This window comes from Weizmannia agrestimuris (assembly GCF_943193165.1).
GTDB lineage: Bacteria > Bacillota > Bacilli > Bacillales > Bacillaceae_C > Weizmannia > Weizmannia faecalis.
This window is the reverse complement of the sequence record NZ_CALPDC010000019.1, coordinates 1-22,455: the sequence shown is the minus strand read 5'-3', so window position 1 is coordinate 22,455 and position 22,455 is coordinate 1. Positions and strand designations below refer to the sequence as shown.

The 22,455-nt window shown below is 47.6% G+C and carries 22 protein-coding genes, 3 pseudogenes and 1 CRISPR repeat array; of the genes and pseudogenes, 6 read left to right on the top strand and 19 right to left on the bottom strand.

Annotated elements, in window-relative coordinates; all coding sequences use genetic code 11:
- Positions 1-111: 111 nt before the first annotated feature.
- A CRISPR array of direct repeats spans positions 112-536; the repeat unit is 30 nt; unit sequence GTTTCAATTCCTCATAGGTAAAATACTAAC.
- Positions 537-874: 338 nt separating this feature from the next.
- The 11 genes and pseudogenes from NFR98_RS09050 to NFR98_RS09000 form a co-directional block, all read right to left on the bottom strand.
- Entirely contained in the window at positions 875-1,933 is a 1,059-nt protein-coding gene (locus tag NFR98_RS09050; protein ID WP_017550718.1) for a phosphotransferase family protein, read from the bottom strand.
- Between the two features lie 42 nt (positions 1,934-1,975).
- Positions 1,976-2,381: pseudogene (locus NFR98_RS09045) on the bottom strand (acyl-CoA thioesterase).
- Positions 2,382-2,629: 248 nt separating this feature from the next.
- Positions 2,630-2,842 (bottom strand): hypothetical protein, encoded by a 213-nt coding sequence (locus NFR98_RS09040; protein WP_017550720.1) that lies wholly within the window; start codon positions 2,840-2,842, stop codon positions 2,630-2,632.
- A 265-nt stretch (positions 2,843-3,107) separates the two neighbouring features.
- The gene (locus NFR98_RS09035) at positions 3,108-3,671 is read right to left on the bottom strand and encodes a TetR/AcrR family transcriptional regulator (RefSeq protein ID WP_017550721.1); all 564 of its coding nucleotides are present in this window, start codon (positions 3,669-3,671) and stop codon (positions 3,108-3,110) included.
- Positions 3,672-3,739: 68 nt separating this feature from the next.
- Positions 3,740-5,354, bottom strand: a pseudogene (locus tag NFR98_RS09030) (long-chain-fatty-acid--CoA ligase).
- Between the two features lie 85 nt (positions 5,355-5,439).
- On the bottom strand, positions 5,440-6,213 hold the full coding sequence (locus tag NFR98_RS09025) for an SDR family oxidoreductase (RefSeq protein WP_026685136.1): 774 nt from the start codon (positions 6,211-6,213) through the stop codon (positions 5,440-5,442).
- Complete coding sequence (locus NFR98_RS09020; protein ID WP_251459979.1) at positions 6,191-7,435, bottom strand: acyl-CoA dehydrogenase; 1,245 nt, start codon at positions 7,433-7,435, stop codon at positions 6,191-6,193. The genes NFR98_RS09025 and NFR98_RS09020 overlap by 23 nt, the downstream gene beginning before the upstream one ends.
- 186 nt (positions 7,436-7,621) lie before the next feature.
- Positions 7,622-8,641 carry an STAS domain-containing protein gene (locus NFR98_RS09015; RefSeq protein WP_026685134.1) on the bottom strand — a complete coding sequence of 340 codons (1,020 nt, stop codon included), beginning with the start codon at positions 8,639-8,641 and terminating at the stop codon, positions 7,622-7,624.
- Positions 8,642-8,839: 198 nt separating this feature from the next.
- On the bottom strand, positions 8,840-9,559 hold the full coding sequence (locus tag NFR98_RS09010; RefSeq protein WP_014096371.1) for a YebC/PmpR family DNA-binding transcriptional regulator: 720 nt from the start codon (positions 9,557-9,559) through the stop codon (positions 8,840-8,842).
- A 398-nt stretch (positions 9,560-9,957) separates the two neighbouring features.
- The gene (locus NFR98_RS09005) at positions 9,958-10,545 is read right to left on the bottom strand and encodes a DUF2238 domain-containing protein (protein WP_014096372.1); all 588 of its coding nucleotides are present in this window, start codon (positions 10,543-10,545) and stop codon (positions 9,958-9,960) included.
- Entirely contained in the window at positions 10,538-11,104 is a 567-nt protein-coding gene (locus NFR98_RS09000) for a DUF2238 domain-containing protein (RefSeq protein ID WP_235430871.1), read from the bottom strand. The genes NFR98_RS09005 and NFR98_RS09000 overlap by 8 nt, the downstream gene beginning before the upstream one ends.
- 1,054 nt (positions 11,105-12,158) lie before the next feature.
- Between NFR98_RS09000 and NFR98_RS08995 the strand changes: the two genes are divergently transcribed.
- On the top strand, positions 12,159-12,797 hold the full coding sequence (locus NFR98_RS08995; protein ID WP_017550727.1) for a YgaN family protein: 639 nt from the start codon (positions 12,159-12,161) through the stop codon (positions 12,795-12,797).
- 151 nt (positions 12,798-12,948) lie between these two features.
- On the opposite strand, the gene NFR98_RS08990 is transcribed toward NFR98_RS08995, so the two are convergent.
- The 3 genes from NFR98_RS08990 to NFR98_RS08980 all read right to left on the bottom strand — a co-directional run bounded on the left by NFR98_RS08990 (position 12,949) and on the right by NFR98_RS08980 (position 16,124).
- Positions 12,949-13,986, bottom strand: a complete 1,038-nt coding sequence (locus tag NFR98_RS08990) for an NAD(P)/FAD-dependent oxidoreductase (RefSeq protein ID WP_026685132.1) — start codon at positions 13,984-13,986, stop codon at positions 12,949-12,951.
- Positions 13,987-14,017: 31 nt separating this feature from the next.
- Entirely contained in the window at positions 14,018-14,833 is an 816-nt protein-coding gene (locus NFR98_RS08985) for an ABC transporter ATP-binding protein (protein WP_014096376.1), read from the bottom strand.
- 328 nt (positions 14,834-15,161) lie between these two features.
- On the bottom strand, positions 15,162-16,124 hold the full coding sequence (locus tag NFR98_RS08980; RefSeq protein WP_014096377.1) for an ABC transporter substrate-binding protein: 963 nt from the start codon (positions 16,122-16,124) through the stop codon (positions 15,162-15,164).
- Positions 16,125-16,280: 156 nt separating this feature from the next.
- Between NFR98_RS08980 and NFR98_RS08975 the strand changes: the two genes are divergently transcribed.
- The 5 genes from NFR98_RS08975 (at position 16,281) to NFR98_RS08955 (ending at position 20,023) form a co-directional block, all read left to right on the top strand.
- Positions 16,281-17,327: a FecCD family ABC transporter permease gene (locus tag NFR98_RS08975; RefSeq protein WP_014096378.1), complete on the top strand. Its 1,047-nt coding sequence runs from the start codon at positions 16,281-16,283 to the stop codon at positions 17,325-17,327.
- Complete coding sequence (locus tag NFR98_RS08970) at positions 17,327-18,352, top strand: FecCD family ABC transporter permease (RefSeq protein WP_014096379.1); 1,026 nt, start codon at positions 17,327-17,329, stop codon at positions 18,350-18,352. Before NFR98_RS08975 ends, NFR98_RS08970 begins: the two co-directional genes overlap by 1 nt.
- A gap of 139 nt (positions 18,353-18,491) precedes the next feature.
- Positions 18,492-19,274, top strand: a complete 783-nt coding sequence (locus NFR98_RS08965) for a TSUP family transporter (protein WP_013858187.1) — start codon at positions 18,492-18,494, stop codon at positions 19,272-19,274.
- A 93-nt stretch (positions 19,275-19,367) separates the two neighbouring features.
- The gene (locus NFR98_RS08960) at positions 19,368-19,709 is read left to right on the top strand and encodes a DMT family transporter (protein ID WP_014096380.1); all 342 of its coding nucleotides are present in this window, start codon (positions 19,368-19,370) and stop codon (positions 19,707-19,709) included.
- On the top strand, positions 19,709-20,023 hold the full coding sequence (locus tag NFR98_RS08955) for a DMT family transporter (RefSeq protein WP_014096381.1): 315 nt from the start codon (positions 19,709-19,711) through the stop codon (positions 20,021-20,023). The genes NFR98_RS08960 and NFR98_RS08955 overlap by 1 nt, the downstream gene beginning before the upstream one ends.
- A gap of 13 nt (positions 20,024-20,036) precedes the next feature.
- On the opposite strand, the gene NFR98_RS08950 is transcribed toward NFR98_RS08955, so the two are convergent.
- From NFR98_RS08950 to NFR98_RS08930, 5 genes and pseudogenes are all read right to left on the bottom strand, one after another.
- The gene (locus NFR98_RS08950; RefSeq protein ID WP_302466713.1) at positions 20,037-20,978 is read right to left on the bottom strand and encodes a DMT family transporter; all 942 of its coding nucleotides are present in this window, start codon (positions 20,976-20,978) and stop codon (positions 20,037-20,039) included.
- A 131-nt stretch (positions 20,979-21,109) separates the two neighbouring features.
- Positions 21,110-21,608: pseudogene (locus tag NFR98_RS08945) on the bottom strand (PaaI family thioesterase).
- Positions 21,609-21,740: 132 nt separating this feature from the next.
- Positions 21,741-22,004: an Rpn/YhgA-type helix-turn-helix domain-containing protein gene (locus tag NFR98_RS08940; protein WP_014096384.1), complete on the bottom strand. Its 264-nt coding sequence runs from the start codon at positions 22,002-22,004 to the stop codon at positions 21,741-21,743.
- The gene (locus tag NFR98_RS08935) at positions 22,001-22,237 is read right to left on the bottom strand and encodes a hypothetical protein (protein WP_014096385.1); all 237 of its coding nucleotides are present in this window, start codon (positions 22,235-22,237) and stop codon (positions 22,001-22,003) included. Before NFR98_RS08935 ends, NFR98_RS08940 begins: the two co-directional genes overlap by 4 nt.
- Position 22,238: 1 nt before the next feature.
- The coding region (locus NFR98_RS08930) for an Rpn/YhgA-type helix-turn-helix domain-containing protein (RefSeq protein WP_496197721.1) at positions 22,239-22,455 on the bottom strand (217 nt) is incomplete at its 5' end.

Genomic DNA, 22,455 nt, shown 5'->3' with positions numbered 1-22,455 from the left:
TTCAATTAGAAGCCCGTGCCGCAGTGAACGCGACACCAGCGGGTGAATGAAAATCAAGTCGGCACATATTTTCAGAATAGAAATTAAATTCCGACTGGATATATTGAGTGTTTTTCAATTCCTCATAGGTAAAATACTAACTTTGATTTTTAACTGCGTGATCGAGAGACCCAAAGGTTTCAATTCCTCATAGGTAAAATACTAACTACCGGCACATTAGCCCATCCGGTCGGTGATGTATGTTTCAATTCCTCATAGGTAAAATACTAACCAAAATCTGTCCGCTATGGTAAATGACCTAAACACAGAGTTTCAATTCCTCATAGGTAAAATACTAACGCGAATTGAGAGGTAAAGCCCTGCCAGTGTAGGCGGTTTCAATTCCTCATAGGTAAAATACTAACGATCTCGGTCGAGTCGGGGAATTGGTTGCATACGAGTTTCAATTCCTCATAGGTAAAATACTAACGGAAATTAAAGATTTCAATCACATTGAAAATAGACAGGTTTCAATTCCTCATAGGTAAAATACTAACCCCAAAAACTCACTGATATTATAACATTTCTCCATGACTGCTGGAATTTCCTGCTTGCGCAAAAAAATCTCTTCAACATCTAATGGAATCCAGGCAATACCAATAGTGTCAAAGACTTGCCCGTTTTTACAATTTGTCGTCGATCCCCCGGGTTTTCTACGCTAATGGAGGTCGACGACATTTTTGACGAGCATCTTATTTAGGGCTTACTGAACGAATCAGATTTTGGCTTGTATCCGATTTGCCAGTAAATGCTGTTTCAATATTATAGAAGAATCCATCTGCGAAAATGCTAGATTCGCCTTCTTTTACGTTAAATCAGCTATGGAGCGCTTGCGTTAAACCCTCTCCGCCACTTCCACCGCGTGACGGATCAGGCTGCGGACGACGTTGCCGAAATGGGCGAAACGCTGGTCTTGTGTCTGGCCGCGTTTGTAGCGGTAGTAGATTTGCTGGCAAATGCCGGCGAGCTTAAAGTAACCGAAAATCAAGTAATAATCGATGTTCGAGACGTCGCGCCCGCTTTTTTTCGCATAGGCTTCGACAAACTCGCGGCGTGTCATAAAGCCGTCCAGCGTCGTGACGGACGGTTCACCGAGCCCATTTTTGATCAAATCCGGGTCATCTTTTTCCGTCCAGTAGCTGAGCGCAGCGCCAAGATCTGCGAGCGGGTCGCCGATGGTCGCCATTTCCCAGTCAAACAGGCCAGTCATTTCCGAAAAATCTTCGTTAAACATGGCGTTATTCAGCTTATAATCATAATGAATCACGGCTGCACCTTGTTGCGGCGGAATATGATCACGCAAATAATGGATGAGCGGCTCTGCTTCCGGAATTTCATCCGTCTTCGCACGCAGGTAGCGCTCAATCCAGCCGTTCACCTGGCGTTCGAGAAAACCATCCGGCTTTGACATGGAAAGGAGCTCTGTCTTTTCATATGGGATCGCATGCAGTTCCACAAGCCGGTCAACCATGATACCGGAAATCCGCCGGCACGTCTCCTTTGTCGGCTCCACTCCCGGCGGAAAAGCGGTGTCAAGCACAATACCATGCTTTCTTTCCATGAGAAAAAACGGAGCGCCGATCACAGACGGGTCCTCCTCGAAAAGCAACACTTCCGGCGCCGGTGTGAAAAATGGCCGGAGCGCCTTCAGCACGCGAAATTCGCGCCCCATGTCATGCGCTTTCGGGGCAACCGGGCCAAGCGGCGGGCGCCTGAGCACTGCTTCCCACGAACCTGCTTTTAATTGATAGGTCAAATTCGAACGGCCTGCTGAAAATTGTGCGATTCCAAGCGGTACATTCGGCATTTGCGGAAACTTCTTCTGCAGGTATTCCTGCAGCCTGGTTAAGTCCAGTTCTTCCCCTTTGCGGACCGGAATTGTGTCTGAATGCATTTTTCCTCTCCCCCTTGTATCCCGTAATAGGCAGATCGTTTTTCACATCGCCGTCTGCAAATGCTTTTCCAGGATGCCCCTTATGTCATCTGGAATCGGGCGGGATTGCTGCTTATCAAAGTCAAAAAAAAACGACAACCGCTTTCCCCCTTGCGATCATGCGGCCGGTTTCTGCATCCAGAATTTCATGAGCCAGTTCACAGCTCGTATTGCCGAGCTTTGCCACACCGGTCCTGATCGTGAGTTCTTCATTATAAAACGCCTGGCTGACAAAATCGCATTTTACTGAAGCTAAAATAATATTGAAATCTTTTATTTCTACGCTTGCACCAATGCTTTCAAAAAATTTCAAACGGGCATCTTCCAAGTAGATGAAGTAACTGGTGTTGTTAATATGTCCGATAGCATCTGTTTCGCAAAAGCGTGTCCGTAATTTCAATTCATGCAAAAAAATCCCTCCCTTTTGCTTGAACACCATTACGGTAGCTGTAGATTTACAACCTTGCAAGGTCCTGACCATGATTGATCCGTTGCTACAATCCCTTTTTTTCCCAAGACCATTTCTTGTCACAGCTGCCGCAATGTGATGCGCTTTTTCATCCCGTGCAGTCTGCTCATCACAAGGCCGTCCCCAATTCCAGCTGCCGCATTGTAATGCACTTTTTCGATTTCGTGCAGTCCCGCAATACAATCTCATTACAGCAGTTGTACGGTTTTACAACCTTGCAAGGTCCTGGCCATGATTGATCCGCTGCTGTAACCCCTTCTTTTCACAAGGCCATTTTCTGTCAGCTGCGGTAACGTGATGCGCTTTTTCATCCCATGCAGCTCGCTCAATACAAACTCATTGCGAAAGCTGTAGGGTGTTGCACCTTCCAAGTCCTGGCCATGATTGATCCGCTGCTGCAATCCCTTCTTTTCACAAGGCCATTTTCTGTCAGCTGCGATAACGTGATGCGCTTTTTCATCCCATGCAGCTCGCTCAATACAAACTCATTGCGGAAGCTGTAGGTGATGCACATCCCAGGATCCTGGCTATGAATAATTCCGATACTAAACCTCTATTTCTCAAAGCCATTCTCAAATACAGCCGCCGTAACGTAATGTGCTTTTTCAATCCGTTCAGCCCGCTTGCTCGATCTCAAAACAACACCATTACGACAGCTGCATGGTTCTATGCTTTTTCAATCCCGTGCAGGACGATATCCATGAACAGTTCTGCCACTTCTGCCGCCGATTTCCGACCTTCCGGGTTAAACCACTGGTAGCTCCAGTTCACCATGCCGAGAATGGCAAAGGAAGTAAGATTCGCGTCCAGATGCTCCGCAAACTCGCCGATCTCAATGCCTTCCCGGATCAGCTTTTCAACCCCGAGGCGGAAAGCTTCGCGTTTTTGTAAAATCAGTTCGAGCTTTTCACCGCTTAAATTTTTGATCTCCCGGAAAAAGATCAGGGCTTTTGCTTTTTCCGTTTTGATGCTTTCAAGCAGCATCAGGACAAGCGCATGCAGTTTTGCCTTGCACGATGCGTTTTCCGAGAGAATGGCCTTCTGTTTTTCCAAAAGTTTCGTAATATAGTCCATATGAATGTCCATCAAAAGTTGTTCTTTGCTGGAAAAATAATAGTAAAACGTGCCTTTTGTCGCGCCGATGCTGTCGACGATGTCCTGAATGGATGTCTCCGTGAAGCCTTTTTGTTCAAACAAGCGTATGCTGTGTTCCGTAATCTTCGCTTTCATGCCGGTCCTCTCCATCTATTACTATATTAAGAAAATTATATCACATGCCCGGCTTCACGTTTCTGCTCTTACTCGCGCACTTTCTTTTCTTCTTCGCGCAGCTTGCGGCGCAAAATTTTCCCGACATTTGTTTTCGGTAACGCATCACGGAACTCTATGATCTTCGGGCGTTTATACGGGGCGAGATGGGCGCTGCAATATTCGCTCAGTGCTTCTTCCGTCATCTTCTGCCCTTCTTTTAACACGACAAACGCCTTGACCGTCTCACCCCGGTATGGATCCGGCACACCGATCACCACTGCTTCCTGGACGGCGGGATGCGCATACAGCACCTCCTCGACATCGCGCGGGTACACGTTATAGCCGCTTGCAATGATCATATCTTTTTTGCGGTCAACAATATAAGCGTACCCTTCCTCATCCATTTTCGCGATATCGCCGGTGTACAGCCAGCCATCCCGAAGTGCTTCCGCCGTTTCTTCCGGCATGTTCCAATACCCTTTCATCACTTGCGGGCCTTTTACAATCAGTTCGCCCACTTCGCCCGGTTTCAGTTCCTCCGTGCCGGTTGCAACATCGACGATTTTATAATCTGTTGATGGTATCGCGATCCCAATGCTGCCCGGCTTGCGTTTTCCGAAAACCGGATTGCAGTGTGTAACCGGGGAAGCTTCCGAAAGGCCATACCCCTCGACAATGACGCCCCCCCGTTTTTTCTTCAAACTGGCGCAAAAGTCCGAGCGGCATCGGTGCACTCCCGCTGTTGCAGGTCTTAATGGAATCCAGCCCGTACTCCATCGCTTTCGGGTGGTTCGTGATGGCAACATACATCGTCGGGACACCCGGAAAATAGGTTGGCTGCGTTTCCTTGATGGTCTGGAGAACTTCTTCAAGATCAAAACGCGGCAGCATGATCGATTCCGAACCGGTGTAGATTACATAGTTCATGGCACATGTCATGCCAAACACGTGGAAAAGCGGAATAACGGTCAAAATCCGTTCTTCTCCCGGCCCCATGACCGGTTTGAAAAATGCATAGGTTTGCACCAGATTGGCAAGAAGGTTTCGGTGGGTCAGCCTCGCACCCTTTGACCGGCCAGTGGTGCCGCCCGTATACTGGAGTACGGCAATATCCTCCCGGGGGTCGAGCGCAGGAGGGTTGTAATCCGTGCCTGCCTGTAAAAAGGCCTCAAAGGGTTCAGCATCATCCAAAGGGCCGGCTGCCGGCTTAAAACTGGCTGTGACAACATTTTTCAAGGATGTTTCCGGGCGGACGGCCTGCACTTTCGGGTACAAATCATCTAGGACAATGATGGTTTCTGCGCCCGAGTCATTTAATATATGCCTGATCTCCGGTTCGACAAGCATCGGATTGATCTGGACAATCACAGCACCTGCCATTAGCGCACCGTAATAGGACACGACATACTGCGGGCAGTTCGGCAGCATGATCGCCACTCTGCTGCCTTTTTGCACGCCTCTTTTCTGAAGGGCGGAAGCAAAGGCAAGCGATGCTTTGTAAAGTTCCGCATAGGTCGTCTTTCTGCCGTAAAAAGAGAGGTCAGTCCGGTCCGGGTGCTTTTCGGCTGCAGTAACAAGTATTTGGTACAGCGGCGTATCCGGCACTTCAATTTCTTTCGGAATCTCATCGGTATAGACAGCATGCCATACTTTGTTTTCCATTCCAAATCCCCCTTGTTTTTCATTGCCAAATGGACTGTTTCCCTAGGCTTAATAAGGCACCGATTACCGTCCGGCATGTCGGTTTTTAAAGCACATGCATGCCGCCATCGACGAGCAGCACATCCCCTGTCACATAGTCCGAAGCTTGGGATGCTAGAAAAACAGCTGCACCTTTTAAATCCTGATCATTTCCGAATCGGCCGAGCGGCGTTGCTTCCAATATCGGATTTTTGCCGCGTTCAATGATGACTTTGGCCATTTTTGTCGGGAAAAAGCCCGGCGCAATCGCATTCACATTGATGCCGTATCTGCCCCATTTGGCAGCGAGATCTTTTGTAAACGTGATGACCGCCCCTTTACTTGTGTTGTAACCGATCGTGTCCATGATGCGCGGATCGACGCCGCCAAGCCCGGCAATGGAGGCAATATTGATAATCTTGCCGTGCCCCTGTTTGATCATGACTTTTCCGGCTGCCTGGCTCATATGGAAAGTGCCGGTCACATTCGTGCTGATCACTTTTTCCCATGCCTCAATCGGCATCTCTTCGGCAGGCGCCCCCCAAGTTGCGCCGGAATTATTGACGAGGATGTCGATTTTGCCAAACTGCTTCACGGTTTCCGCGACTACTTCATCAACCTGGGTGCGATTTGTAATGTCACACTCCATTGCAAGCGCTCTCACCCCGAGCGATTCGATGCGTGCAGCCGCTTCTTCGCATGCCGCTTTTTTTCTGGAGCAGAGCACGACATCCGCCCCCGCTTCCGCAAATGCCCGCGCGATTTGTTCACCGAGCCCCCTACCGCCGCCTGTCACGATGGCGGTTTTTCCTTTTAAACTAAACAGTTCTAACACGTTCATCGGCCGATCCCCTTTCCTGGTATGGTTTTATCTCAAGCCTTGCAATCTGGTCGAGGTGGACTTCATCCGGGCCGTCTGCAAGCCGCAATGTGCGCGCGTTGGCCCACAGCCGGGCGAGCGGAAAATCGTCCGAAACGCCGGCGCCGCCGAACGCTTGGATGGCACGGTCGATCACAGCAAGCGCCATCCGCGGTGCCACTGCTTTAATCATTGCAATTTCCTTTCTCGCCACTTTATTGCCGACCGTGTCCATCCTATACGCTGCTTTCAATGTCAGAAGCCGTGCCTGCTCGATTTCAATACGCGACTCGGCCACCCACTGCCGGATGACACCCTGTTCGGCGAGTGGCTTTCCAAACGGCGCACGGTTTTGTATGCGCTTGCATAAAAGTTCAAGCGCACGCTCTGCAGCTCCAATCAGCCGCATACAGTGATGGATTCTGCCCGGCCCAAGCCGCCCTTGCGCAATCGCAAACCCTTTTCCTTCCCCCCAAATGATATTTTCAGCCGGCACCCGCACGTTTTCGTATGTAATTTCCGCATGGCCGTGCGGGGCATCATCATAACCTAAAACCGGGAGCATCCGCTCAATCTTCACGCCGGGTGTATCGAGCGGTACGAGAATCATAGACTGCTGTTCGTGCCGCGGTGCATCCGGATTGGTTTTTCCCATGACAATCGCAATTTTGCACCTCGGGTCGCCGGCGCCTGATGACCACCATTTCCGCCCGTTCACAATATATTCATCACCGTCACGTACAATACTGCATGAAATATTGGTCGCATCACTCGAAGCAGCATCCGGCTCTGTCATAGAAAAACACGAACGGATCTCGCCGTTTAAAAGCGGTTTCAGCCATTTTTCCTTCTGCTCATCACTTCCGTACCGGGCAAGCACTTCCATATTTCCTGTATCGGGTGCGTTGCAGTTGAATACTTCGGGGGCGATGATGGATCTACCCATGATTTCGCAAAGCGGGGCATACTCGAGGTTCGAAAGCCCAGCCCCGTATTCATTGTCCGGCAAAAACAAATTCCAAAGCCCATCCTGCTTTGCTTTTGCCTTCAATTCTTCCATAATCGGCGGAACAGCAGCCCACCGTGTTTCCTGTGCATTCAGTTGTTCCTCAAAGATCTTTTCACCCGGATAGACGTTTTCTTCCATAAAACGCTCAAGCTTCGAAATTAGTGCCTTCACTTTTGGTGAGTAATCAAAATCCATATGATTCATCCCCTCCCCGTTGACTAACCGGTTAGTATGTTGATTTCATTATAAACAATCATTTGAAAATTTCAAGAAAAAATAAGCTGAATTTCCTCGCATTGTGTTCAATCTTCCCGGTAAAAAATAAAAAAAGCGGGAAACAAATCTCCCGCTTTTTGAAACAGATTTTTCAGGCCTTGCCAATCAGAGTATTTTCCTCCCCAATTGTCCGAGCGCATAGTGGATGCTGTGCTGCAACGTCTGGAAGCAGTCAAACTGGCTGAAATCAAGCCCGGAAGAAGAAATGGTCATGCTCATCGACGGCGATATACCGACAAGGATCGTTTGCGTGCCGATTAAGGAAGATGCTTTTCCGATATTTTCAATAAACTGGATGCTGTGCGGATCGTCTTCCACATCGAGTGCCGTTAAATCAAGCACCAAATACTTTGCTTTGTACTGCGGCAAATTTTTCAATGTTTTTTCTACCAGCTCTTCGGCACGTTCATCGTCATATTTCCCGATTAAAGGCACGACGACAATGCCGTCTAAAATCGGAATAATCGGTGAGGACAGCTGCTTGACGAGTTCTTTCAGCTCCCGCGTCTTATCTTCGACGAGCGCCTCCAGCTGAATAATCTGCTCAGCTTCTTTTTTCCGCGCCAGCTGGTGAATATTATGTGACACCGTGATATCCGACGGGAAATACTCAATGATCGTGGAGTCGTGGCCTTCGATCTGATACCGGACGACTTTATACCATATATTTGTATGGAACAGTCCGGTAAAAATACCAGCGTAGTGGGCAGGCAGAAAATTGCTGCCCGTTTTCTTTCCCTGGGCCACATTGATTTTATGCTCCCAGCTGTCTTTCAGCTCAATCGTCAATGTCTTCTGATCAAAGTTCATGTCTTTCATCACGGCTCTTCCCCAGCCCGCTGATGCGTAAGTAGTGGTAATGAGTTCAGACGCCTTTTTCACATCGAAATCTTTGATTCTATTAAAATAGTTGGCAACGAGCAATCCTTGACGGAAACCCGCTGTTTCAAAGACAACATTGGATGCTTCTTCCCCGGATATTTCTTCAATTGTAGTAAACAGATCGCGCATCGCGGTTGGAATCCAGAAAAGGACTGCATCCTCCCCTTCGAAAATGAATCTTCCTTTTTCCAATTCCCATTCAAATTGAAGACCGCCCACATGTATATTCGGATGTTCGCTCACAGAATATCCCCTCTATTATGTACAATAAATTGTATTCTTATTATACCGGTTCAGTTTTCTTGCGTCTATTGATACGAGTTTTGTAATGTGACAAAATTCGCGTGCTTGCAGGAAAATGTGCTCACACACCAGGGCCTTACTTTCAAAGAAATTTGCTTATACGAAAAAAAGGCGGGATCACCCCGCCGTCCATCTTAATTAATCATCTAAATTGACATTATGGTAAATTTGCTGGACATCTTCCAGGTCTTCCAGCACATCAATCAGTTTTTCGAATTTCTCCCGGTCCTCATCCGGTAATGTGACTTCGTTTTGCGGCAACATTGTCAGTTCGGCAACGGTAAATTCCGTAATGCCGGCATTTTCAAAAGCTTCCTGAACCGCATGAAACTGGTCCGGTTCCGCGTAAACAATAACGGCACCGTCTTCTTCAAAGACATCGCGGACATCAATATCAGCTTCAAGCAAAAGTTCCAGCACTTCATCCGCTGTTTTCCCTTCAATGCCAAAGACTGCCGTTTTATCAAACATATACGCGACTGAACCGCTCACCCCCATATTGCCGCCGTTTTTCCCGAAAGCGGCGCGCACTTCGGAGGCGGTCCGGTTGACATTGTTCGTTAACGTATCGACAATGATCATCGAGCCGCCCGGGCCGAAGCCTTCATAACGCAGCTCGTCATAGTTTTCATCAGCGCCGCCTTTTGCTTTTTCAATCGCGCGGTCAATGATCGCTTTCGGCACGCTGTATGTTTTGGCACGCTCGAGCACCATTTTTAATGCGCTGTTTGCCACCGGATCCGGCACACCCTGTTTCGCAGCAACATAGATTTCGCGGCCGAATTTCGCATAAATGCGGCTCGTATTGGCATCCCTTGCTGCTTTTTTATCTTTTATATTATTCCATTTGCGTCCCACGGGGATCACTCACTTTCAACAAAAATTCGAATGCTTCCGTACTTGCCCATTGTTGAATTATACACCAAAAGCTTTCCGGTGGGGGAAAATAATTGAAAAAACATCCCGGCTGACAGTATAGCCGGGATGTCCCGGCATTCTTGATATGCCGGTTTTTTCGTTCTTTTCGCTGATGTCCCGGATGACCTTTCCGCAGTTTTGCCATTTTCCATTGGTTTTTGGAAAATGGCTGGTTTTTCAGATCCGCTTTCCATTGATTTTTGGTTCCGCTTTATTTCCTCAAGCCATTTCTATTTCGCCGGTTTCTTGAAAACCGCAGATTTTTTTAAAATTCCACCATTCTTAAAGGTCCAGAAACACAGGGCTCCACACGCATGCGGCATGCTGGTTTTTGTTTCTCACTTTCGTTTCGTTCGTATCCCGGACCCTGTTGCCACAACCAGGCCGCCGAGCACATCTGCAATCAAATCGGTCATCGTATCCTTGTTTCCGCCGCCCTGCAAAGTAGTGCCAAAAAATTGGTCACCCGAAAACTCATAGATCTCCCACATTACACCGCCAAGCGCGGCAAACCCAAGCACAAATAAAAATACAAACCATGCGGAGATCGCCTTGCCCGCATCCCGGTGCACAAGCCGTTCATAAAGTGCGATCGCGGCAAATCCAAGAAGAAGGCCACTCACGAAATGCAGGAAGGTGTCCCACCAGCCTAAGCCGTACCAGCCACGGATCGATCCGAAATATTGGGAGCCGGTTAAAAAAAGAAAATAAGAAATGACAAGGGGCAGGTGGAACCGAAGGCGCGGAACCCACGAAAGGATAAGCGGAATTGCGCCCGAGATCACCCCGCCCGCAGCGACCGCAGCCTTCCAGGACGCGCCGGCCGTATATTGCATGGCGCATAAAACGGCCATCCACAGTACATAAACCAAGCTGATTCCAAACACAATTTTCCGGTCCATATTTCCACTTTCTTTCTTATACATTTTGTTTCCTGAATCCAGTATATATCGCAATCAGCACCCCGCCAAAAAATCCGGCCAGCAAGTCCACCATCGTATCGGTATTGCCGCCACGCTGCATCGTATGGGAGGCAATTACATCCCCCAAAAATTCATACATCTCCCAAAGAACGCTCCCTGTTATCGCAAGCCCGAGGGCAAACAATGCGGGAATCAAGCGCGACATGCCCCGCCTTGCCGTCTCCGGAACCAGTATTTTATACAGCGTAACGCCGATACAAGCTGTAAAAATGCCCTTATAAAAGTGAACGGACGTGTCCCACCACGAAAAACGCCCGTAAAATCCGGCGATCGAACCGAGGCAGATGGAACAAATCACGAAAATATACCAGCCAATAATCGAGGGCGTATTGATCCGGTTATGTTTTAAAAATAATAAGCCGAGCGGCAGCGCACTTAACACAATCCCGCCGGCCGCAATTCCCCACCGCAATGTATCATGCTTTATAATAAAATAGACCATAAGCCCGGCCAAAAGCAACATCATGCCGGTACTGAGCAGTATAATGATGATGCGTTTCACCTTTCCACCCCGTTCTGTTCTTTTCCAAAAATAGGATACCCTTTCTTTTTCCATTTCATCCTATATAAAATGAACATAGGGTTTGCTGAACGAATCCAATTCTACGTTTGTACCCAATTTGTCAGCAAGATCTAGAAGAATCCATCTGCGAAAATGCGATTCTGGTGCAAGCTTTTCCCTGGATTTTTTATAAAATCCTTGCACCTTGCATTAAATTTTTGCTTAAGCTGTCAGCATCCTTGCCAAATTTAGGAATTTTGCTTATTCAGCAAACCCTATGTTAAGGAAGCATGGAAAAAAGACGTTGCTCCTTTACATAGAGCTCGTCTACGTTAAGAAAGCACGAAAAAACGAAGACCTTCCTTCACATAGGGCGCGTCTAAGTTAAGAAAACACGGAAATTCGATGACCCTCCTTCACATAGAACCCGTCTACGTTAAGAAAGCGCGGTAATACAAAGGCCTTCCTTCACATAGAACCCGTCTACGTTAAGGAAGCACGGAAATTCGAATGCCTTCCTTTACATAGAGCCCGTCTATGTTAAGAAAGCGTAGAAAAATGACGTTGTTCCTTCACATAGAAGGCGTCTACATTAAGAAAGCACGAAAAAACGAAGGCCTTCCTTCACATAGAACCCGTCTATATTAGGGTTTGCTGAACCCCGGATCCAATTCTGCGTTTGTACCCAATTTGTCAGCAAGATCTAGAAGAATCCATCTGCGAAAATGCGATTCTGTCTTCTCTATACGTTGGATCAACTTTTTCATGGGTCTTTCATAAAACCCTTGCATTTAAATTTTTTCCTAAGCTGTCAGCATCCTTGCCCACATCTATGAATTTTGCTTATTCAGCAAACCGTACATAGATTTTTCTCGTCAAAATTCAAGGTTAGATATGGCTTTTGGCAACGCATAAGGAGCAGGAATGTTAAGCCCAACTTATATAGCCGACAAACCGCTGATCGTAAAAACATCCGTATGAGCGGCGTTTTCTTTTCCAAAAAGTATTTAAAACATTTCAATTTTAATGATAAAATAAGCTAGGGAGGTGTTTTATGAAAAAAGTTTTGTTTGCATGCTTGGCCCTGCTGTTGCTCTGTGTTCTCACCGGATGGAATCTGCTTGGGAAAAGCGGGAAGCCTGCCAATGCCAACACATTTAAACCGGCAAAACTAACGGCAAATGAAGAAGCCATTTTACACGCTTCAACGGACAACTCTTTTCTTTATCAATACCGTGTCGACCCTAACAAGTATAAATCCGTTAGAATCTGGCTGGAAGAATACAAATACGGAAAATTGGTGAATGACCATCTTTTTGAACTAGAAGGGGAAGCGGGGAAGAAAGGGACAATTATGTTCACAGCCTCTCCGGTAAGCGAAAACAGCAAACGTTATAAGGTCATCGAAGGCATCTATACGGGTAAAGGCAATACCACTTTCAGCACATTTAAAACTTTCCCGGCAGCAGGGGATAAAGACATCAACGCGTTTTCCTTGAGCGGCGTTGACAGCGCGGAATCGGCAAGCGGCAAAAAGATTTTAGGAGCCATTGGTTTTTCAAAAGATGATTCTGCCCCGGCCCCTCCGCTTCATGACTTTGAAGACCTGAAAAAACACAAAAAGGAAATACAATCTTACGCAACCCTTTTAGTGGTGCGGTGCGAATTTAAAAATAACAAGCGCAGCGCATGAACAGACGGCGGGTCATGATATCCGCCGTTTCCCTGTAATTACCGCCATGTGCGGACAGAAAGGAGCGGATGCGCATTTTGCTGCTTTTCAGTGCACACAAAAAAGACGCTGAGACACATCTCAACGCCCTTATGATTTGTTCGGAGCTTTTTCAGCGTGCCTGTGGTTCTTTTTCGCGGCCGTTTTTATCTACAAAATCTTCGTGGTGCGTAGAATACATGGCCATCGGTTCTGCATCCGGGCACATATAGCGGACGGCGCTGTTTAAAGCAACCGGGCCTTCCGCAAACCCCCCGGCAATCAATTTTAATTTGTGCGGGTAAATTGCCGCATCCCCTGCCGCGAAGATCCCGGGTATATTCGTTTCCATCGCGCCATTGACCTCGATCCGCTCGTCTTTCATTTTAAGACCCCAGTTTAAAATGCCGCCATAATCACCCTGAATGCCGTGGTTCACGACAACTTCATCGGCTTCAAGCCATATTTCTTCGCCCGTCCCGACCTGTTTCACCGCAACGCGTTCGATCCTATTACCAGTCCCGTGCAGAGCTGAAATGCAGTAAGGGGTAAAAAGGCGTGCATTTTTCACCATTTCGGACACATCGTATTCATGCCCGCTGAATGCTTCCCGCCTGTGGACGATCGTAATGCTTTCGGCGATCCCGGCCAGTTCGTTTGCCCAGTCGACTGCCGCATTCCCGCCGCCAGAAATCAGCACCCGCTTGTTGCGGAAACGATTCAAGTCATCAACGGCATAATGGAGATTGCCGGATTCATAGCGCTCTGCCCCCGGAATATCAAGCTTAATCGGTTTAAAAATGCCCGCCCCGACAGTGAGGATAACCGTTTTGGTCAAGTGAAGGCCGCCATTTTCCGTACTTAACATAAAGATACCGTCCGGGCGCCGCTGTAATCCGGATACATGCTGATGAAAAAGGATCGTTGGCGAAAAAGTTTCCGCCTGCCGGATCAGTTCCTTAACAAGATCCCCGCCTGTTATTTTCCGGATCCCGCCAATATCCCGCAATGTTTTTTCCGGATAAAACATCGTGATTTTTCCGCCCAGCTGGCCGCTAGATTCCAGCACTTTCGTCTTTAATTTTCGCATGCCGCTGTAAAACGCCGTAAACAAGCCAATCGGCCCGCCGCCAATAATGGTTACATCGTAGATTTCATGGTCCAATGCCAAGATCCTCCAATCCCGCTCATAAAAAAAGTGGCTACGCCATTTGTGCGCGTACTTCTTTATACGGTTTAATCAAATCATAGGAAAGGCAAACCGGTTTTTTGCACCTCGGATCAAGCGCAATTTGGGCATCCAATCCGAAACATTCCCGCATCATTTCCGCTGTCACCACAGCTTCGGGGCTGCCCTCGTAAAGGATTTCGCCATCTTTCATGGCAACGATATGGTCCGCAAAACGGGCGGCCTGGTTTAAATCGTGCAGCACCATCACGATCGTGCGGTGCTCCATTCTGTTCAGCTCCTGCAAGAGTTCCAGCACTTCCAGCTGATGGGACAGGTCCAGATAGGTTGTCGGCTCATCCAGTAAAATCATTTCGGTATCCTGCGCAAGTGCGAGCGCAATCCAGACCCGCTGCCGTTGCCCGCCCGAAAGCGCATCCACAGGACGGTCTTTCAATTCTTCCGTCCCGGTCATTTCAAGGGCCCGGTGAATGGCTTTCCAATCTTCACGATTCAGCTTTCCAAACCTTTTTTGGTGCGGGTACCTGCCATAAGATACAAGTTCCGAAACCGTCAGTCCTTCCGGCACACTCGGAGACTGGGGCAAAATCGCAAGCTTTTGCGCAATTTTCTTTGTTGATTGTCTTGCCAGTTCTTTTCCATCCAAATAAACGGACCCGTTTTTCGGAAAGAGAATGCGCGCCAATGCCTTCAGCAAAGTGGATTTGCCGCATCCGTTCGGGCCGATGATCGCCGTCATTTTTCCGGCTGGTATATTTAAATTTAAGTTTTTAATAATTTCATGATCTCCATAGGCAACTTTTAAATTTTCTGCACAAAGCTTTGGCATCTCAGTTCCTCCTATGAATCTGGCATTAAATGAAAATGATTCTTAATATCAATTTCATTCTATAAGGTTTCCAAATAGGTGTCAAATCGATTTTTCACCGGCAATCTCCAGGTTTTTCCGCAATTTAAGCATTTCCTGCTGCCCTTCCTGTACTTTTGAAATTTTGCAAATTTTTTTCGGAGGAAAGGCTCTCCTTTTTTGGGCCTTTCCAGTTGGAATAAGGGTGTTCTTCCCCCGTATCCGCATGATGCCGGGTTTGGAAACATCAATATGTTCTTCCCGCAGCCAAAGCCGTCCATGCAACATGGACGGCAGGCCGCGAAAAGGATTATTTGATCGTTTTTAATACATCCCGGATCATCTCTTTGTTTGCAATCGCGCCAGAGTAAAGCCAGCCGGTATCAGCAGAAAATTCAGCTACATGGTGTTTCTTGACGGCAGGAATGCTTTTCCATAATGCATTGTCCAGCTCTGTTGCGTGGGTTTTATCGCTGTTAATCAAAAAAATATAGTCTGCATCCAGCTCGGTTAATTTTTCAAGCGAAATAGCATTCCAGTTGCTGGTTGCTTTTGCAGAAATTTCATTTACAACAGCCGGCACCTTCAAACCTAAATCATTGTACAGGACGTCCCCACTTGATACATTTTTCGATACGATAAAAAATTTATTGTTCACAAGCCAGATTGCAGCAGCAGAAGGCGCTTTTCCGTTTTTCGCCAGTTGTGCTTTTGCTTTCTTGGCTGTTTTTTCATAATCTGCGAGCACTTGTTTTGCCTTTGCTTCCTTGTTCAACACTTTCCCAACAGTAAGCAGTTCTTTTCTCCAGTCACTGTTTTGCTTTTTGCTTACGACAAAGGTCGGAGCGATTTTGCTGTATTGTTCATACTTCCCGCCTTCCACCATACTGGCATCGTCAATCAGGATTAAATCCGGCTTGAATTTTTGCACTTGTTCATAAGGCAGGTCGTAAGAAATAGCCGGTACCCCTTTCAGTAAATCGTCCTGCAAATATTCCTGAATGCCGTTGCTGACACTCCATTGTGCGACAGGCTTCACCCCGAGTGCAACAAGATGGTCTTCCAAATAAGTCGCAATGACGCGTTTCGGATGAGCCGGCACTTTTACTTTATGCCCCATCACGTCTGTTACCGTCCGGGTTTTTGAACCGCCGGCAGGCTTGTTTCCGTTTCCATTTCCGGACTGGCTGTTCCCGCAGGCAGCAAGGGCAACGGACAGAAAGACAATCCCGCATATTTGGAAAATCTTTTTTAATTTTAGATTGTAAGACATTTTCATCCCCCTGGCATTATGTTAAAATATTGTAGACAGATAAATGATAATGATTATCAACATCAATTAAAGCGAAAATTTTTCATTCTGTCAATCTTTTTTCTTTTTGAATCATAAATTTTTAACCGTATCGAAATAGAAGGAAGGAAGTCAGGGATGGCAAAAGCGCACACAAGTAAAGCGGCACACCGCGTGCAGGATCAACCGTATAAAAAACGACTGGCTTATTTTATCCTCGGCTTCGGGTGGATTTTTATCATACTTGCCGTCGCGGGTTCCATTCAATTGGGTGCATCGAATGTCGGCTATACAACTGTATGGAAAAGTTTGTTTTTTTATGATGCAAACAACCCGGCCCATGTCGTCATCCATGAATTGCGGCTGCCGCGTGCCATTGCCGCTTTATGCGTCGGTGCCGGGCTGGCCGTTTCCGGTTCGGTCATGCAGGGAATGACGCGAAATCCGCTCGCATCCCCGTCTATTTTGGGGGTAACCTCGGGATCCCTTTTTCTTATGGCGATTGCCTATGCTTTTTTTCCGGGCATTTCTTACAAGAGCCTGATTTTCATATCTTTTGCCGGAGCCGGTTTGGGGGCGGCCCTCGTTTTTTTAATCACAGCTTTATCCAGAGGCGGGAACACCACTGTGAAGCTGGCGCTTGCCGGATCAGCCGTTACTTCTCTGCTTAGCGCCTTATCTACGGCGATCGGGCTTCGTTTCAACATATCAAAAGATTTGAGCTACTGGTATGCAGGCGGCGTGAGCGGTGTGCAATCCAGCCAGCTCAAGTATGTCATTCCGGCCATCATTGCCGGTGTGATTATCGCCATTGCCATCTCGCGCGCCGTCACCATTTTAAGCCTCGGGGAGGAAATCGCAAAAGGACTCGGCCAAAATACGGTATTTGTTTATATCGCAGGCATTGTGGCCGTTCTTTTGCTGACAGGGGCGGCTGTATCCATTGCCGGGATGATCGGGTTTGTCGGATTGGTCATCCCGCACATTACCCGCTTCCTTGTCGGATCGGATTATAGTTTGATCATCCCTTGTTCAGCGATTCTGGGCGCCCTTTTGTTGATCATTGCCGATGATGCTGCAAAAATGATCAATGCCCCTTTTGAAACACCAGTAGGCGCAGTAACCGCCATCATCGGCGTCCCATTCTTTCTCTATTTGGCACGAAGAGAAGGGGGCGGATTGTAGTGGAAAAACGGCTTGCAACCGACAAACGGAAATTCAGCATGCTTTGCACTATCCTACTTGTTTTGCTGATCGTCCTCTTTTTTGCCAGCATCCGGACGGGCACGATGAACATTCCGTTTCCGCAAATATGGTCTGCCTTTTTCGGCAGTGATGTTGGCAACCAGCGGATGACCTTGTTTGAATTCCGTCTGCCCCGGATCGTGCTCGCGATGCTGATTGGCGCCGGAATTGCCGTTTCAGGCGGCATTCTCCAGAGCATTTCCAGAAACCCGCTTGCAGATCCCGGCATTATCGGCGTGAATGCAGGGGCAAGCTTTTCCGTTGTATTATATACATTCTTTTTTAAAGGCACGGCCTTTCTTGCCGGGGTAGTTTCTATTTTTGTCATGCCGTTTTTCGCATTAACCGGCGCCTTTCTTTCGGCGATCCTCGTCTATTTGCTTGCCAAAAAAGGCGGAAGCGTGGCGCCCGGTCGTCTCGTTCTAACAGGTATTGGATTAAATGCGGCTTTTAATGCGGCAACAACAGTCCTGCAAATGAAAATGGATCCCCAAGATTTTACAAAAACGCTGACCTGGATATCCGGAAGCATTTGGGCAACAAACTGGGATTATGTCCTTGTCACTTTGGCCTGGCTGGTTGTTCTGCTCCCATTTGCTATATACAAAGCCCGTTACTTGAATATTATGCGTCTGGATGAGCCGGTCATCACAGGGCTCGGGGTGCCGCTTGAAAAAGAAAGACTGAAACTTCTCGGGACCGCGGTCGGGCTGGCCGGATGCTGTGTAGCGGTCGGGGGCGGGATTACGTTTCTCGGCCTGATTGCGCCCCACATTGCCCGCGGGATTATGGGGACAAAACATGAATTTTCCCTGCCCTTAACGGCGCTGATTGGGGCAAACATTTTGCTTTTGGCTGATACAGTCGGGAGAGTCGTGATACCTTCCATGGAACTGCCGGTCGGGATTGTCATTTCAATCCTCGGCGCACCATACTTTATTTATCTGCTGATACGGACAGCATAATGCATAATAGTAAAGCACACGGAAGTCCCTTATTCATTCCGTTGGAAAAATTTTGCACATGCCCAGAGCGGAAAGATATTTACAATTTTTAAATTTTTCGCTACGATAACAACAGTGATAAAAAAGGAAGGCTGATTTTATGATATTCGGGCTCGATCCATCCATGTTGGCACTGTTAGTTGGTTTTGGGTTTTGTGCAGCTTTTATTGATTCTGTTGTCGGCGGGGGCGGCCTGATTGCCCTGCCTGCCCTGCTGTTTACTGGGCTTTCGCCGTCTGCAGCGGTTGCTACCAACAAACTCGCGGGGACAATGGGGTCATTTACAAGCACATTTGTATTTTATCGTTCCGGGAAACTTGATTTATCTTCCATTTATAAAATGTTTCCGCTCACCTTTTTCGGTTCGATGCTCGGCGCTTACACCGTCCATCTCATGGATCCGGATGTGTTAAAACCATTGATGCTGATCATGCTTGCCGCAGTCGGCATCTATACGGTGACGAAGAAAGACTGGGGAAAAATCATGGCGTATAAAAAGTTATCCGTCCGCCGGCTGATTTTGTTTACGGCACTCATTTTTCTGATCGGTTTTTACGACGGATTTCTCGGCCCGGGCACCGGTTCCTTTTTAATGTTTGCCTACCTCATGATCGGGTTTGACTTTTTAAAAGCAGCCGGAAACGCGAAGTTTTTAAATTTTGGCAGCAATATCTCGGCCCTCCTTATGTTTATTTTTTTAGGGCAGGTTCATTATGCCTACGGGATTCCGATGGGCCTTGGGCAAATCGCCGGCTCCATCATCGGCTCGCGGTTCGCGATCAAAAAGGGGAGCGGCTATGTGCGCGCGCTGTTTATCGCCGTCACATTTTTGCTGCTTGCCAAAAATACATATGATTATGTACACGCGTTTCTTTTCGGCTGACAAAAAGGTTAGATGAAGGATCACGTTTTTGCCATGCAACCCGGGGGATGCTTTTTGTGCAGCTCGCCGGGATTTTTTATGGAGGTGTTTGAAATGAACAAGTCCTGGCTCATTGTTCTTGTTGGTGCTTTTTTCGAAGTCTTTTGGGTCATCGGGCTAAAGCATGCGGATAATTTGTTAGAATGGGCGGGCACGCTGGTTGCCATTACTGCAAGCTTTTACGCACTCATTGCGGCAAGCAAGGATTTGCCGGTCGGAACGGTGTATGCCGTTTTTGTCGGGCTCGGCACAGCCGGAACGGTTTTTTCCGGAATCGTATTTTTCGGCGAGCCGTTCAGTTTCATAAAAATTGTTTTGATTTTCATTCTGCTGGCGGGCATTATCGGCTTAAGGATTGCGGAAAATGAAAAAAGCAGCGGGGAGGCGGATTCTTGATGGCTTGGGCTTCTCTACTCATTGCAGGGTTATGTGAAATGCTCGGCGTGGCCGCCATGAATATGGTAAACCGCCGCCGCAATCTGCAGTCTGTGCTGCTCATGGTGCTTGCTTTCGGCGGAAGTTTTTTGTTTATGTCGTTTGCGATGCGGACATTGCCGATGGGCACGGCCTACGCCGTCTGGACAGGAATCGGTGCAGCAGGGGGCGCAATTGTCGGCATGTTATTTTTTGGAGAATCAAGAGACTGGCGGAGAATTGTTTTTATCACGATGATTTTAGGCGCAGCGGTCGGGCTGAAGCTGGTATCATGACCGCCACGCGGTGTTATGCATGTTTTCCTTTTAACGCCAAAATGAAAATGGTGCTGATAATCATCAGCGCACCGGCCCAGTCAAAAAAACCGAGCGGAACATGGAGCCACACCACAGTTAAAAATGCGGCGGAAAGCGGCTCTGCTGTGGCAAGTACGGTTGTTTCTGATGCACTTAAATATTTCAGCCCTTCCAAATAGCAAAGAAAGGCAACCAGCGTTCCAAATAAAATGACAAAAGCAATCCCCGGCACCGCGGCCGGAGAAAAGTTCCCAGCTGCATGCCACGGCGGATGAATGAAACTTAAGACCGCGCCCCCAATTAGCATCCCCCAGCCGACGGTTACGTCCGCACCCCATTGGTGAAGGAGCTTTATCGGCTGGAGTGTGTAAAAAGCAGCGGTAAAAGCCGTTAAAATACCCCAGAAAAGCGCTTTTCCCGAAATGGATAGCGTCGTAAAACTGCCGTGTGTGACAAGCAAAAATGTTCCGGCAACTGCAAGAAAGACGGCAAATAACGTACGCCGGCCAGGCATTCTCCTGAATCGGGCGGCCAAAAAACACGGCACAATGACACACTCGAGGCTTTGCAAAATGGTTGCTGTTGCTGCATTGCCGTACCGGATAGCGGCAAAATAGGTGTACTGGACGCCGAGCATGCCGAAAACCGCAAAAAAAATCAGATCTCTCCGTGAAGCCGGGTCTTTCCATACCCCTGTGACACGATTTCTTTCTCTTCCGTAACAAAATCCGAGCAAAAGCAGGCCGGATACAAGCAGCCGCATGACCGTGAGCCATTGCATATCCATTTGCAAATGCTGGAACAAATATTGCGCAATCGTACCGGATACACCCCATAGTACCGCGCCTGATAAAACAAGCGCGATTCCTTTCGCTCGTAGTGTATGCGCTTCTGTTGCAAGCTGCTGGACAACTTTTTCCAATCTATTCCCCATCTTTCTATTCTGTTTGGCTGTCTTGTGGAAATGGCGGTCCGCATCCGTGCCGGTTGCCCGGAAGATGCTTTCCATGCTGCTTGATTGTTTTTACCCGGCGCATCTTTCAAGGACCGATGCCGCGCTAGGCTTTACTGCTGTTTTACTTTCTCCCTGAATTTTTCCGGCATCATCACCATGATAACTTCCCCTGTTACGACCACTTTATCTTCCGCAAATACTTCTGTGTTGATCCGGTACTTTTTGGGATGGATCTCGGTAACGGTTCCTATTGCCTTAAGCGGCACACCAAGCGGGGTAGGGTGTTTATATTCCACTTTTAATGTGCCGGTTACAAACCGCGGCGGCTCTGTCCCGTCGCCAAGTTCGTTGCCGTTTTTCCGGAGCACATACAGCGATGCGGAACCGGCGCTATGGCAGTCAATCAGCGATGCTACGATCCCTCCGTAGGCAAACCCCGGGATCCCCCCCCATATATTCAGGAAGCGGCGTATAAATCGTGATGGTTTTGTCCCCCAGCCAGCCCGTGCGAAAATGATGGCCTTTTTCATTCAGCCGCCCGCAGCCGTAACAAGTTGCAAATGAATCGGGATAGTAATCCTGAACTGCCTTTGTAACACTTTCCTCCATTTCCTCACCCCTTTTTTATTCTATTTAAAATTATAATACATTTTGCACGAAATTTTAACAGCTGTATTTTTAGAAAGTTTGGCCATATAAAAAGCACCGGCAAACAGATGTCCGGTGAAAATCTTTTTTTACTTATAAATTTTCCAGTTGCTGTTTTATTTTTTCCACTTCTCTCTGGCTCAGGCCAGTTTTTTCCACAATTAATTGAAGCTCCATACCCTCTTGCAACATTTTGATGGCAATTGGAATCGTTTGTAACATTTCTTTTCTCTCTTCTTCTCTTCCCTTCTCTACTCCTATTTCAATTCCTTCCTCTTTCCCCTTCTTATACCCGCGGTCAAAATAGGAATTCGGCAGCTTCAATACTTGCTCTGCCTCGTCATAACTCGGGTTCAAGGCTTTTCCCCTTCTATCTGCCTTTTGATCTTCATGATCTCGTCTTCACTCAAGCCGGATCCCTGGGCAATGACCTTCACATCCACTTGATTTTTTAGAAAATTGATAATCAATCGTTCTCTTTCTTTTTCTCTGCCTTCCTCTTTCCCCTTCTTATACCCGCGGTCAAAGTAAGAATTTGGCAAGTCCAGGACAACTTCTTTTCCATCCACACCAGGCAGCCTGACTTCCATCTTATGAATGCTCCAATTGTTGTTTTATTTTTTCCACTTCTCTCTGGCTCAGGCCAGTTTTTTCCACAATTAATTGAAGCTCCATACCCTCCTGCAACATTTTGATGGCAATTGGAATCGTTTGTAGCAATTCTTTTCTTTCTTCTTCCCTTCCTTCTTCTCTGCCTTCCTCTTTCCCCTTCTTATACCCGCGGTCAAAATAGGAATTCGGCAGCTTC